13 protein-coding genes are annotated in these 12290 nt (G+C 50.5%); 10 read left to right on the top strand and 3 right to left on the bottom strand.

The window, feature by feature from the left end; all coding sequences use genetic code 11:
- Positions 1–97: 97 nt before the first annotated feature.
- Positions 98–580, bottom strand: a complete 483-nt coding sequence (locus Q9J80_RS08960; RefSeq protein ID WP_301674010.1) for a TlpA disulfide reductase family protein — start codon at positions 578–580, stop codon at positions 98–100.
- Between the two features lie 123 nt (positions 581–703).
- On the opposite strand from Q9J80_RS08960, the gene arsC reads away from it, so the two are divergent.
- The 5 genes from arsC (at position 704) to Q9J80_RS08935 (ending at position 4207) form a co-directional block, all read left to right on the top strand.
- Complete coding sequence (arsC, locus tag Q9J80_RS08955) at positions 704–1057, top strand: arsenate reductase (glutaredoxin) (protein ID WP_002224210.1); 354 nt, start codon at positions 704–706, stop codon at positions 1055–1057.
- Positions 1054–1698 carry a YdcF family protein gene (locus Q9J80_RS08950; RefSeq protein WP_002220030.1) on the top strand — a complete coding sequence of 215 codons (645 nt, stop codon included), beginning with the start codon at positions 1054–1056 and terminating at the stop codon, positions 1696–1698. The genes arsC and Q9J80_RS08950 overlap by 4 nt, the downstream gene beginning before the upstream one ends.
- Before the next feature lie 203 nt (positions 1699–1901).
- Positions 1902–3296: a glutamate--tRNA ligase gene (gltX, locus tag Q9J80_RS08945; protein WP_101141255.1), complete on the top strand. Its 1395-nt coding sequence runs from the start codon at positions 1902–1904 to the stop codon at positions 3294–3296.
- A gap of 20 nt (positions 3297–3316) precedes the next feature.
- Positions 3317–3712, top strand: coding sequence for a hypothetical protein (locus Q9J80_RS08940; protein WP_101097009.1), 396 nt, complete (start codon positions 3317–3319; stop codon positions 3710–3712).
- A gap of 3 nt (positions 3713–3715) precedes the next feature.
- Positions 3716–4207, top strand: a complete 492-nt coding sequence (locus Q9J80_RS08935; RefSeq protein ID WP_304671477.1) for a GNAT family N-acetyltransferase — start codon at positions 3716–3718, stop codon at positions 4205–4207.
- A 123-nt stretch (positions 4208–4330) separates the two neighbouring features.
- Here the strand turns inward: Q9J80_RS08935 and mutS are convergent, their stop codons facing one another.
- On the bottom strand, positions 4331–6925 hold the full coding sequence (mutS, locus tag Q9J80_RS08930) for a DNA mismatch repair protein MutS (protein WP_304672779.1): 2595 nt from the start codon (positions 6923–6925) through the stop codon (positions 4331–4333).
- Positions 6926–7368: 443 nt separating this feature from the next.
- Between mutS and gap the strand changes: the two genes are divergently transcribed.
- The gene (gene gap, locus Q9J80_RS08925) at positions 7369–8373 is read left to right on the top strand and encodes a type I glyceraldehyde-3-phosphate dehydrogenase (RefSeq protein ID WP_301674007.1); all 1005 of its coding nucleotides are present in this window, start codon (positions 7369–7371) and stop codon (positions 8371–8373) included.
- Positions 8374–8525: 152 nt separating this feature from the next.
- Here gap and tsaA read toward each other — a convergent pair whose 3' ends face one another.
- On the bottom strand, positions 8526–9206 hold the full coding sequence (gene tsaA, locus Q9J80_RS08920; protein WP_301674006.1) for a tRNA (N6-threonylcarbamoyladenosine(37)-N6)-methyltransferase TrmO: 681 nt from the start codon (positions 9204–9206) through the stop codon (positions 8526–8528).
- Positions 9207–9367: 161 nt separating this feature from the next.
- Between tsaA and Q9J80_RS11005 the strand changes: the two genes are divergently transcribed.
- The 4 genes from Q9J80_RS11005 (at position 9368) to Q9J80_RS08905 (ending at position 12284) form a co-directional block, all read left to right on the top strand.
- Positions 9368–9655 carry an Imm32 family immunity protein gene (locus Q9J80_RS11005; protein WP_107863587.1) on the top strand — a complete coding sequence of 96 codons (288 nt, stop codon included), beginning with the start codon at positions 9368–9370 and terminating at the stop codon, positions 9653–9655.
- Positions 9656–9667: 12 nt separating this feature from the next.
- Positions 9668–10303 carry a nicotinamidase gene (locus tag Q9J80_RS08915; RefSeq protein WP_304671478.1) on the top strand — a complete coding sequence of 212 codons (636 nt, stop codon included), beginning with the start codon at positions 9668–9670 and terminating at the stop codon, positions 10301–10303.
- 36 nt (positions 10304–10339) lie between these two features.
- Positions 10340–11320, top strand: coding sequence for a lipopolysaccharide heptosyltransferase I (gene waaC, locus Q9J80_RS08910; protein WP_304671479.1), 981 nt, complete (start codon positions 10340–10342; stop codon positions 11318–11320).
- A 214-nt stretch (positions 11321–11534) separates the two neighbouring features.
- Positions 11535–12284, top strand: coding sequence for an electron transfer flavoprotein subunit beta/FixA family protein (locus tag Q9J80_RS08905; RefSeq protein WP_304671480.1), 750 nt, complete (start codon positions 11535–11537; stop codon positions 12282–12284).
- The last annotated feature ends 6 nt before the right edge of the window (positions 12285–12290 follow it).

Genomic DNA, 12290 nt, shown 5'->3' with positions numbered 1-12290 from the left:
AGATTCCGCCTGCTTTTAGATAGTGGATAAGTTTGCACCGGCAGGCGGGTGGAAAAGAAAAATGCCGTCTGAAGCGGCTTCAGACGGCATCCGGCATTTAACGGCATTTTGAACGGGCGAGTTTGATGGCTTCGGTCAGGCTTTTTTCGTTTGCCTCCCCGGTAATGGTCTGCCTGTATCCGCATTTCGGGGCTTCGACGACGGTAAAGGGCAGTACGCCGACATTGTTTCCGTAGGATTTCATAAAGTTTCGGCTGTTCGCCCCGGTGTAACGCCAAATCGGATAGCTGACGGGGGTTTGCTTGAGGAAGTTGCCGATATTGTCGGATGTGTCGAGCGCGATGCCGACCATATCGACGCTGCCTTTTTTCTGCGCTTTGTACCATTTGGACATGGCGGGCATCTCTTTTCGGCACGGGCCGCACCAAGTCGCCCACAGGTTGACGATGCGGACGGGGGCTTTGAGCGATTGCAGGTTTTGCGGGGTGTTGTCTTTCCATCCGGCAAGCTCGTCTGCCGAGGCGGTATGTGCGGCAAATGTGGCGGCAAGGGCGATTGCGGCAAGATTCAAGTATTTCATCGTTTTGTCCTTTGTATGTCGATTCGGGTATTGTAAACCGTTTGGTACGGTTGGAGGCGGGATATTGAGTAAAATCCTGCGTAAGCCGATAATAAGGGGATTGTCGAGAAGTAAGGAAATGTCATGTCTGAAATCAAAATTTTCCACAATCCGCGTTGCAGCAAATCGCGTGCCGCCTTGTCCCTATTGGAAGAACGCGGCATTGCTGCCGAAGTGGTCAAATATTTGGATACGCCGCCCGACTTGTCCGAATTGAAGGATATTTTCAACAAATTGGGCTTGGCATCGGCGCGCGGGATGATGCGTGTGAAAGATGATTTGTACAAGGAATTGGGTTTGGACAACCCAAACTTGGACAATGACGCGCTGCTGCGTGCCATCGCCGATCATCCCGCCCTGTTGGAGCGTCCGATTGTTTTAGCGAACGGTAAGGCGGCTGTCGGCAGACCGTTGGAAAATATCGAAGCGGTATTGTGAACAAACGGCTGTTTTGCAGCCGCAACGGCTTGCGCTATTACCTGTTGGGCGGTTTCTGTTTGAGTGTTTTTCCGCTTTTGCTGGTGTTTGCCTCATCCGTTTGGGCGGTTTATCGGACGGGCGGGCAGGTTTTGCCGCCGTATGTCCGAGCGGATGCCGCGCTGGTGTTGGGCGCAGCCGCGTGGGACAAACGCCCTTCCCCGGTTTTTCGGGAACGCATCAACCACGCCATCGCGCTTTATCAGAGCCGCAGGGTAGGCAAAATCGTGTTTACGGGAGGGCGAACCAAAAAAGGCTATATGACCGAAGCCGAGGTCGGGCGGCGGTACGCGCTCAAACAGGGGGTTCCGGCGCGCAACATCCTGTTTGAAAACACTTCGCGCAACACTTATGAAAACCTGAACAACATCCGTCCGGTTTTGCGTGCCAACGGTATTGCCAGCGTGGTGATTGTCAGCGATCCCTACCATTTGGCGCGGGCAGCGGAAATGGCGGAGGATTTGGGTGTCCGCGTTTATATGTCTGCCACGCCGACCACGCGGTTTGATGCGGGAAATAAGAAAAAAATCTTTATGCTGCAAGAGGGATATGCGTTATCCCTCTACCGTTTGGAAAAATGGGGGCGGGATTTTTTCAATTAGCTGTTTCATTGAACTTTTTTTTGGATGCAATCCCGAAGAAATCCGGTCGGCGGCGCGTGATACACTGTTCCGCGTGCCGAAGCATTGAAAACAAGGAAAATGCCGTCTGAAACTTATCCACAGGCAGGGTTCGGACGGCATTTTTGATGCCCAAGCACGGTAAAACCAGTAAAATAAACGCTTTCAAAGATTCTGGAGCCATCATGACCGTCAAAACCCGTTTCGCCCCCAGCCCTACCGGCTACCTGCACATCGGCGGCGTGCGCACCGCCTTGTTTTCTTGGGCGTTTGCCCGCCATCATAAAGGCGAATTCTTATTGCGTATCGAAGACACCGACTTGGCGCGTTCCACCGCCGAATCCGTCAACATCATCCTCGACGGCATGAAATGGGTCGGACTGGATTACGACAACGCCGACAACGTGGTGTACCAAACCCGCCGTTTCGACCGTTATAAAGAAGTCATTGCCGAACTCTTGGCAAAAGGCGATGCCTACTACTGCTATTGCAGCAAAGAAGAATTGGAAGCGATGCGCGAGAAAGCCGAAAAAGAAGGCACGGCGACTTACGACCGCCGCTGGCGACCGGAAGCAGGCAAAACCCTGCCCGAAATTCCTGCCGGCGTGCAACCCGTCGTCCGCTTCAAAACGCCTTTGGACGGCGTCACCCAATGGACGGACTTGGTCAAAGGCGAAATTTCCATCCCCAACGAAGCCCTCGACGACCTGATTATTGCCCGCGCCGACGGTACGCCGACCTACAACTTCTGCGTCGTGGTGGACGACTACGACATGGGCGTTACCCACGTTATCCGGGGCGACGACCATGTGAACAACACCCCGAAACAAATCAACATCTTAAAAGCCATCGGCGCTACCCTGCCTGAATACGGCCACCTGCCGATGATTCTTAACGAACAAGGCAAAAAAATCTCCAAACGCAGCGGCGATACCGTTGCCATTACCGATTTCGGCGCGATGGGCATCCTGCCCGAAGCCATGCTCAACTATCTGGCACGTTTGGGCTGGGCGCACGGCGACGACGAGTTCTTTACGATGGAACAATTCATCGAATGGTTTGATTTGAAAGACGTTTCCCCGTCCCCAAGCCGTATGGATTTGAAGAAACTCTACTGGATTAACGGCGAACACATCAAAATCACGCCCAACGGCAAACTCGCCGAACTCGTCAAACCGCGCCTTGCCCTGCGCGATATTCATGAAACCGAAAAACCTGCTTTGGAAGACGTGTTGGCATTGGTCAAAGACCGTGCCCAAGATTTGAACGCCTTGGCAGACGAATGTCTGTATTTCTACAAAAAACAAGTCCCTGCCGAAGCCGATGTTGCCAAACACTGGGATGACGAAGCGGCGGCACGCATGCTGCGCTTCGCCGAACGCCTCGAAGGGCTGGAAGACTGGAATGCCGAAGCCATCCACGACCTCTTCAAACCCTTCTGCGACGAAGAAGGCATTAAAATGGGCAAACTCGGCATGCCCCTGCGCCTTGCTGTCTGCGGTACGGCGAAAACCCCCAGCGTCGATGCCGTGTTGGCATTAATCGGCAAAGAAGAAGTGTTGAAACGTATCCGCGCTTAAGTTATCCACAGGCGTGGGCGATGCCGTCTGATGTCGGAATGCGGCTTCAGACGGCATTCAAACGGAAGTTGAACATGAAAAAAATATTTTATTTTCTGATGGTTGTTTTTTCTACAAGCGTATGGGCCGGGGATGCTGAAGACAATTTGCTCAGTATCCAATCCGGTTACCGCGCCTTATTGCAAAAACAAAACAAGCTTGACGGAAAAATTATCGGGATGCAGTCGGATTTGGAAGATGCGCGCAGACGGTTGCAGGCGGCTCAGGCAGACATCGCCCGTTTGGAAGCGGAAATTCCTGCAGCAATGGCGCAAAAAGCCCGGCAGGCTGAAGAGCTGAGGCAAATCGGAGTGCGTTTGGACCATGCTTGGAATGCGGTTTACGGCGCAGGGGGAACGAAAGCGTCGGGGAATTGACCGATGAATTCCCTCTTTGTGGACAATACTGTTTTCATTACACGGCTGAAAGCCGGGCATATCGGCAGGTTGGTTCAGGCGTTGTTTGAGGAGTGGCACGGATTTGAACCGTGGTCTTCTGTGGATAAGATTCATGCCTATTACGGCAGGTGTTTGAAGGATGACGAACTGCCGCTGGCATTTGCGGCTGTGGATGATTCCGGAATCCTGTTGGGTTCGGCTACGGTCAAGCGGCATGATATGGAAAGTTTTCCACAGTATGAATATTGGTTGGGTGATGTCTTTGTTTTACCTGAATATCGCGGAAAAGGCATTGGTAGGAGGCTGGTCGCCCACTGCATAGGCGCAGTGCGTTCGCTGGGGATAAAGTTCTTGTATCTTTATACGCCTGATGTGCAAATATTTTATGAATCATTCGGCTGGGCGGTTGTCGGGCGACATTTCCATAACGGTGAATGGGTTACGGTTATGCGTTTGGATGTGGATAAGGTTTAAGCCGAATGGACAAATGCCGTCTGAGCTGTTCGGACGGCATTTTTTATGTTTGGAAACTTCCTGTCAGATAATATTTATCCACAGATTTTTCCATATGGTTTGATGCTGTTCCGACAACGGAAATTAAGATACGGATTTGCACAAATCTTTCAGACGGTACAGTTCTGACAATGCTTCGCGCGGGGTCAGGCTGTCGGGATCGAGGTTTTCCAGGGCTGCTGCCAATATACCTTCAAAATGTTTTTCCTCTGCTTTGTCCACAAAGTTGCCCACATTCGGTTCATTTCCTTTTTCAGACGGCATGGTACTGAAAATATCCAGTTGGGGCCGGTTTGCGGCGGCTTGGTTTTCCAGTCCGTTCAAATGCTTTTGGGCGGATTTCAATGCGCGTACAGGCAGGCCGGCGAGTTTGGCGACGGCGATGCCGTAGCTTTTTCCGGCGGGACCCGGTTGGATTTGGTGCAGGAACACGATGTCCTGTCCCTGTTCGAGCGCGGAAAGGTGCATATTGACGGCGGCGGCGTGGGCTTCGGGCAGGTAGGTCAGCTCGAAATAGTGGGTGGCAAACAGGCTGAAGGATTTGTTTTTTTGCAGCAGGTGTTCGGCAACGGCGTGCGCGAGGGCGAGACCGTCAAACGTCGAAGTGCCACGTCCGACTTCGTCCATTAAAACAAGGCTTTGTTCGGTGGCGTGATGCAGGATGTAGGCGGTTTCACTCATTTCGACCATGAAGGTGGAGCGGTTGGAGGCGAGGTCGTCCGATGCACCGATGCGGGTGAAGATTTGATCGACAGGCCCGATTGTGGCGGCATCGGCAGGCACGAAACAGCCGGTGTGTGCCAATAAAACAATCAGCGCGACTTGGCGCATATAGGTGGATTTGCCGCCCATATTGGGGCCGGTGAGCAGCATGAGGCGGTGTTTGTGGTCGAGGTCGGTGTGGTTGGCGGTGAAGTGGCGTACCTGCTGTTCGACAACGGGATGGCGGCCGTTTTCGATGTGGATAACCGGATAGTCGGCAAACTCGGGACGGACAAAGTTCCGCTCTTTTGCCAAGGCTGAAAATGTGGACAACACGTCCAGTGCGGCGGCGGCTTTGGCGGCTTTTTGAAGCTGCGGCAATGCCGTCTGAAGGTTTTTCAATACGCCGTCAAAGAGTTGTTTTTCTAAGGCGAGGGCTTGGTCTTGGGCAGTCAGCACTTTGTCTTCAAAGGCTTTCAGTTCCGGCGTGATGAAGCGTTCGGCGTTTTTGAGGGTTTGCCGGCGTTGGTAGTCGGCAGGTGCTTGTTCGGCTTGGGTTTTGGACAATTCAATGTAAAAGCCGTGAACGCGGTTGAACTCGACTTTGAGTGTGGACAAACCGGTACGTTCGCGTTCCTTGGCTTCCAAATCCAGCAAAAATTCGTCGCCATGGTTTTGAATGCGGCGCAATTCGTCCAGTTCGGGATGAAAACCGTGGTTGATGACATTGCCGTCTTTCAGCCAGACGGAAGGTTCGGGCAAAATGGCTTGGCGGAGCTGTTCGGCTGTAGATAGGTTTTCCGGGAAAACGGCTTTGAGGGTTTCCAACAGGCTGCTGCCGTTTGCGGACAAGTCGATTTCGGACAGGGCAAACAGGCTGTCGCGCAGGGCGGCGAGGTCGCGCGGACGTGCGTTGCCGACGGCGATGCGGGCGGCAATGCGTTCGATGTCCGCAATGTTTTTCAGACGGCATTGGAGGGGTTCGTATTGGCTTTCCAGCGCGGTTACAGCTTCTTGGCGCGCTCGGATGTGGGCGCGGTTGCGTAAAGGGTGGTGCAGCCAGAGAGCCAAGAGGCGGCTGCCCATGTGGGTAGAGCAAAGGTCGAGCGTGGACATCAGGGTCGGCGATTTTTTGCCGGAGAGGGTTTGCGTGATTTCGAGATTGCGGCGCGTGGCGGCGTCCATGCCGATATATTGGCTGTCGGTTTCGAGCGACAGGCCGTCCAAGTGTTGCGGCATCAGGTTTTGCGTCAGGCGGATATAGTTCAACAGTGCACCTGCCGCGCCAATCGCAACGGCGTGTTCTTTGCTGTCCAAACCGAAGCCGCGCAAATCTTGGCAGCCGAAATATTCCGTCAGCAGTTTTTCCCCCGCGTCGGCGGCAAACTGCCACGCGTTCAGGCGCGTAACACCCGATGCCGTCTGAAGTTGCGGTGCGTTTGTACTGTCCGGCAACAGAATTTCCGCCGCCTGCAGGCGCGCCAGTTCGTCGTCCAATTTATCCACAGTTGTCAGCTTGGTTTTGAATTCGCCGCTTTGCAGCGATGCCCACGCCAAACCGATGTATTTTTTGTCGGGGGACACGGCAACGATGCGGTTGGTTTCCTTGTCTTCCAGCAATGCGGAATCGGTTAGCGTGCCAGGCGTTACGATGCGCACGACTTTGCGTTCTACTGGCCCTTTGCCCGCGCCGACTTCGCCGACCTGTTCGCAAATCGCCACGCTTTTGCCCATCTTCACCAACCGCGCCAGATACTGTTCCGCCGCGTGAAACGGCACGCCCGCCATTTTAATCGGCACGCCGTCCATCTGCCCGCGCGTGGTCAGGGTAATGTCCAGCAGCTTTGCCGCTTCCACTGCGTCATCCAAAAACAGCTCGTAAAAATCGCCCATGCGGTAAAACACCAGTTTGTCGGCATGTTGCGCTTTGATGGCGAGATACTGCTGCATCATCGGGGAAACGGAGGGTTTGGACATGGGGCTGCCTTATCATTAGGAAAACGGTATTGTAGCAAAAGGTTTTGTCTTCGACGGAATGAGACTGACCGTAAGCCTGTCAATAAAGTTGTGGAGATAAATAGGAAAACAGCAAAGTTATCCACAAGAATATTATTAAGTCAAAAAACATCCACGCTTATCTGTCTTATACGGCAAGCCTTAAACTCAAATTTATTTGACAAAAAGTTAATGAAAATATTGGATATTTAATACTTATACACAAGCAGGTCGGCAATCATCAAAATCATCGTTAAAATTTTAAATTCAAATATTGATAATAAAAGTTTTGGAAATCTGCGAAAACAGCAAAATTCATCTATATCAAATAAGCATCAAGTAGTTGGGTGTAATAGTAGAATGTAACTTTATTTCAGAATACAATACAGGTATTGAAATTTCGTTTCATAGCTTGGAGTATAAACATGAGCATTAAAGTAGCGATTAACGGTTTCGGCCGCATCGGCCGCCTCGCATTGCGTCAAATTGAAAAAGCCCACGGCATCGAAGTCGTCGCCGTCAACGACCTGACCCCTGCCGAAATGCTGCTGCACCTTTTCAAATACGACAGCACACAAGGCCGTTTCCAAGGTACTGCTGAATTAAAAGACGATGCCATCGTAGTAAATGGCAAAGAAATCAAAGTTTTCGCCAATCCGAATCCCGAAGAATTGCCTTGGGGCGAGTTGGGTGTGGATGTCGTCCTTGAATGTACCGGTTTCTTTACCAGCAAAACCAAAGCCGAAGCACACATTCGTGCCGGCGCGCGCAAAGTCGTGATTTCCGCGCCCGGCGGCAATGATGTGAAAACCGTCGTATATGGCGTAAACCAAGACATTTTGGACGGCAGCGAAACCGTCATTTCCGCCGCTTCCTGCACCACCAACTGCCTTGCCCCGATGGCGGCAGTCCTGCAAAAGGAATTCGGCGTAGTCGAAGGCCTAATGACCACCATCCACGCCTACACCGGCGACCAAAACACCCTTGACGCGCCGCACCGCAAAGGCGATTTGCGCCGCGCCCGCGCCGCCGCGCTCAACATCGTGCCCAACAGCACCGGCGCCGCCAAAGCCATCGGTCTGGTTATCCCCGAATTGAACGGCAAACTCGACGGATCCGCCCAACGCGTCCCCGTCGCCACCGGCTCGCTGACCGAATTGGTTTCCGTCCTCGAACGCCCCGTAACCAAAGAAGAAATCAACGCCGCGATGAAAGCCGCCGCCAGCGAATCTTACGGCTACACCGAAGATCAAATCGTTTCTTCCGACGTTGTCGGCATCGAATACGGTTCGCTCTTTGACGCAACCCAAACCCGCGTGATGACCGTGGGCGGCAAACAGCTGGTGAAAACCGTTGCCTGGTACGACAACGAAATGTCCTACACCTGCCAACTCGTCCGCACTTTGGAATACTTTGCAGGCAAAATCTAAGGCTTGAACAAACCTGTGGATAAGTAAATGCCGTCTGAACGCAATGTGTTCAGACGGCATTGTTTATCTGTAACTTGATATTGCGGCTTATGGTGAACAAACAACAGCCGTTTGTTCAACTGCTATGCGGCAAAACCGGATTTTTGCCCGATTTAAAGCGGGGTTGGGGAAAGATCAATAACGGTTGCGCGGTTTTCCTCGATTTGAAACCTGACTTCGTAATCCGCAATATTCATCACATAAATTCGTTCGGGAATATCCTGATAGGCGGGGCGCGGGTCTTGGGCAATACTTTGGCTGATGAGATTTTTGGTGCTTTCAGATAAATTTTCCGCGCCGATGTTTTCCAGCCATACGACTTCCAACTCTTCGGGTTTGCCGCTGACAAAGCCGGATGCGGCATCGGGTTTGGATTCGACAAAGGGGATATAAGGCTTGATGTCGACAATCGGTGTGCCGTCCAACAGGTCTGCGCCGCTGCAATAGAGGCGGACGGGTTTGCCGGTTTCAATGCGTTCGAGTTTTAAAAGTGACAGTCCGAGATGATTGGGGCGGTGGGGGCTGCGCGTAGCGAATACGCCCATTTTTTGTTTGCCGCCGAGCCGTGGCGGGCGCACCATTTGTACCCAGCCTTCATCTAATACGCCGTGAAAAATAAAACTTATCCACACATAGTCGAAGTGTTCCAGTCCGCGCACGCTGTCTGCGGTAAATTCGGGATTCAGCTCGATGCAGACTTCTGCGGCGGAGACCAAACCGGGCTGGCGGGCGATGCCGAATTTCTGTTTGTAGGGCGAGCGGGCGGTGCCGATGGGGGTAATGGTATAAGTCATAAGGTTGTGGATAAGTTTTTCGGAAAAACGCTATCTTATCACAGTCGGTTTTACCGCTTTGGGGCAGTAATTTGTTATAATACAGGGCATTTTAATCGTGTTGAAATAAAGTAGCACAGAATCCTCGTGTCCAAGACGCTCTTAAAAAAGGCATTGGAGTATTGATAAAAAAAAGAAGCATAACGGTTCGCTATAACGAAGAGGGAATCCCGTATATTACACCCAAGTCAGGTTGTTATCTTTCCTTTCAGATCTCACCTATAGGAGGTGAGATTGAAATTTTGGGTAATAAAATCGGATTACAGCTTCTAGCAAGGAGTATCTTAGGTATAGCTAAAATGGAGGAGGTGGATATGACATATCATATCCACCTAGATGAATTGTACTCCTTAAATAAAGAAGGTAAGAGTTTTGTTATTCGTAAAATAGAGAATGACGATCTTAAGTGAAGAAGTAATGAGATGATTGTTTCTATTGATGTTGATGCACAAAAAACGTTTACGCCTTTGTGTCCTAAAGAGCTGCCTGTGAACGAGGGGCATTTGATTGTCGAAGAGTTGAATGCCCAAGCCGCTTTGGCGGATTTGCGCGTGATGACGAAAGATGCGCATCATATGGCGGCGAAATGGCTTGTGGATAACCCTATTGATATGTTGAAACCGACAGGTTTGCCCGATGCGGATTTGACTTGGGTGGCTCATGCGATGGTCGGTACGCGCGGCTATGAATTGTTGGACGGGCTGCCTTCTGTCAAGGAATATGATTATTGCGTTTGGAAAGGCGTTGATCCTGAGTTGCATCCTTACGGTGCGTGTTTTCACGATATTGAGGAAAAACTAAGCACGGGGCTGATTGAGTGGCTGCGCTGTCAAAATACAGATACGGTCATTGTCGGTGGGCTGGCTACGGATTATTGTGTGAAAACAACGGTTTTACAGTTGCTTAAAGGCGGTAGTTGGCAGGTTATCGTCAATGAAGCGGCTTGTCGGGGCATTGCGCCGGAAACCATCGAAACAGCATGGCAGGAAATGCGTTCTGCCGGTGCTATTATCTTAAAAAACGCTGAAGAAATTAAAAAATATATTAATAATCAATAAGTTAAAATCGTTTCACGTGAAACACCCTTCCTAAATATGAAAATTTTGCTTGTCCGCTTGTCCAGTATGGGCGATTTAATTCACACTTTGCCCGCAATCGAAGATTTGGCGCGACAATTTCCTGATGCGGAACTTCATTGGTTGTGTGAAGCTGGATTTGCGAATATTGCGCGCCTGCATCCGTTTGTGAAAAAAATCCATGTGATGAAATGGCGGCAATGGCGCAAACATCTTTTTCAAGCAGAAACTTGGCAGGAAATAGGTCGTCTGAAACAGACTTTGCGGCAGGAAGTATTTGATTTTGTATTGGACAGTCAAGGTCTGATTAAAAGCGCGTGTTTCGCCAAAATGGCAAAATCCCCTATTTATGGTTTAGATAAAAACAGCGCACGCGAAGGATTGGCTGCATTGGCGTATGCGAAAACATACGCTGTACCGAAAGGAAAAAATGCCGTTTGGCGCAACCGTGAACTGTTCGCCCAAGTATTTGGATATGCAATGCCGGAAACACAGGTATTCGGTTTGACCATTCTTGAAGCAGGTCGTCTGAAAAATTTGGAGCAGCCGTATTATGCGGCTTTGCACGCGACCAGCCGGGACAGTAAGTTATGGCCTGTGGAAAACTGGCGGGCCTTGCTGCAAAAGCTGAATGAAGAACAACAATGCAACGTTTACCTGCCATGGGGAAATGAAACTGAAAAAACGCGTGCCGAACAAATTGCAGACGGACTGCCATTTGCCATTGTGTGCGACAAAATGAATTTATTGCAGGCGGCGTATCTGCTGAAACACGCGGTTGGAATTGTCGGTGTGGATACCGGTTTACTGCATTTGGCAAATGCTTTGGAAAAACCTGTGGTCGGTATTTATACCGATACCGATCCGATTAAAACAGGCGTTCAAGTTTCGGCTGTTGCAAAAAATTTGGGCAATATCGGGCAGATTCCGACTGCGGATTTGGTTTATCAAACGTTGATGGATTGTGTGGCTGCTGATGAAGGCTCAAAGGTCGTCTGAAACTGATATAGCGGCATGACATTTTCCAGTTTGTTGAGTACAGGAATGTATATCCTTCAGCCTGAGTAAATGCTTTAAAAATGGTATAATCGGCAAGCATTATCCGAAAGATTTTTGAATGAATTCGTTTTTAAGGAAAACGGATTTGGTTTTATAGGGAAGAAGGTTTGGTTTCGCTGGATGGTGAAAGCAGCGTTCTTTTTAGGAGGGTTCAATGAAAGCACTGGTCGCAGTAAAGCGCGTAGTGGACTACAACGTCAAAGTTCGTGTAAAAGCCGATGGTTCGAATGTGGATATCGGCAATGTCAAAATGTCGATGAATCCGTTTGACGAAATCGCTGTGGAAGAAGCTGTCCGACTAAAAGAAGCCGGAAAAGTAAGCGAAATCGTAGCGGTTTCTTTGGGTGAGAAAAAATGCGAAGAAACCTTGCGTACCGCTTTGGCTATGGGTGCCGACCGTGCAATTCATGTTGAAACCGATGTAAAATTGGAGCCGCTGGCCGTTGCCAAGCTGCTGAAAGCTGTTGCGGACAAAGAAAATCCGCAAATTTTCTTTTTGGGTAAACAAGCGATTGATGACGATGCCAATCAAGTGGCGCAAATGCTGGCAGCTTTGCTGAATGCGGCGCAAGGTACGTTTGCTTCAAAAGTACAAATTGAAGGTGATGAAGTACAGATTGTGCGCGAAATTGATGGCGGCGAAGAAACCATAGCATTGAAATTGCCCGCTGTTATCAGTGCAGATTTGCGTTTGAACGAGCCGCGCTTCGTCAAACTCCCCAATATTATGGCGGCGAAGAAAAAACCTTTGGAAAAACTGGCTCCTGCCGATTTGGTTGCTGACATTTCACCTCGTCTGAAAACGGTGAAATTCGCCGAGCCTAAAGCGCGTCAGGCAGGCGTAAAAGTAGCAAGCGTTGCCGAATTAGTTGAAAAATTGAAAAACGAAGCCAAAGTGATTTGAGGAGAC

The organism is Neisseria blantyrii, assembly GCF_962747855.1.
Taxonomy (GTDB): domain Bacteria; phylum Pseudomonadota; class Gammaproteobacteria; order Burkholderiales; family Neisseriaceae; genus Neisseria; species Neisseria viridiae.
Note: the sequence above shows the minus strand (reverse complement) of the source record. Positions and strands in the feature narration are given on the sequence as shown.

Excerpts from the sequence above, each read along its gene's own strand:
- Q9J80_RS08905 (WP_304671480.1), top strand. The coding sequence starts at position 11,535 with ATGAAAGCACTGGTCGCAGTAAAGCGCGTAGTGGACTACAACGTCAAA.
- gltX (WP_101141255.1), top strand. The coding sequence starts at position 1,902 with ATGACCGTCAAAACCCGTTTCGCCCCCAGCCCTACCGGCTACCTGCAC.
- Q9J80_RS08940 (WP_101097009.1), top strand. The coding sequence starts at position 3,317 with ATGCCGTCTGATGTCGGAATGCGGCTTCAGACGGCATTCAAACGGAAG.
- waaC (WP_304671479.1), top strand. The coding sequence starts at position 10,340 with ATGAAAATTTTGCTTGTCCGCTTGTCCAGTATGGGCGATTTAATTCAC.
- Q9J80_RS08935 (WP_304671477.1), top strand. The coding sequence starts at position 3,716 with ATGAATTCCCTCTTTGTGGACAATACTGTTTTCATTACACGGCTGAAA.
- Q9J80_RS08915 (WP_304671478.1), top strand. The coding sequence starts at position 9,668 with ATGATTGTTTCTATTGATGTTGATGCACAAAAAACGTTTACGCCTTTG.
- gap (WP_301674007.1), top strand. The coding sequence starts at position 7,369 with ATGAGCATTAAAGTAGCGATTAACGGTTTCGGCCGCATCGGCCGCCTC.
- Q9J80_RS08960 (WP_301674010.1), bottom strand. The coding sequence starts at position 580 with ATGAAATACTTGAATCTTGCCGCAATCGCCCTTGCCGCCACATTTGCC.
- arsC (WP_002224210.1), top strand. The coding sequence starts at position 704 with ATGTCTGAAATCAAAATTTTCCACAATCCGCGTTGCAGCAAATCGCGT.
- mutS (WP_304672779.1), bottom strand. The coding sequence starts at position 6,925 with ATGTCCAAACCCTCCGTTTCCCCGATGATGCAGCAGTATCTCGCCATC.
- tsaA (WP_301674006.1), bottom strand. The coding sequence starts at position 9,206 with ATGACTTATACCATTACCCCCATCGGCACCGCCCGCTCGCCCTACAAA.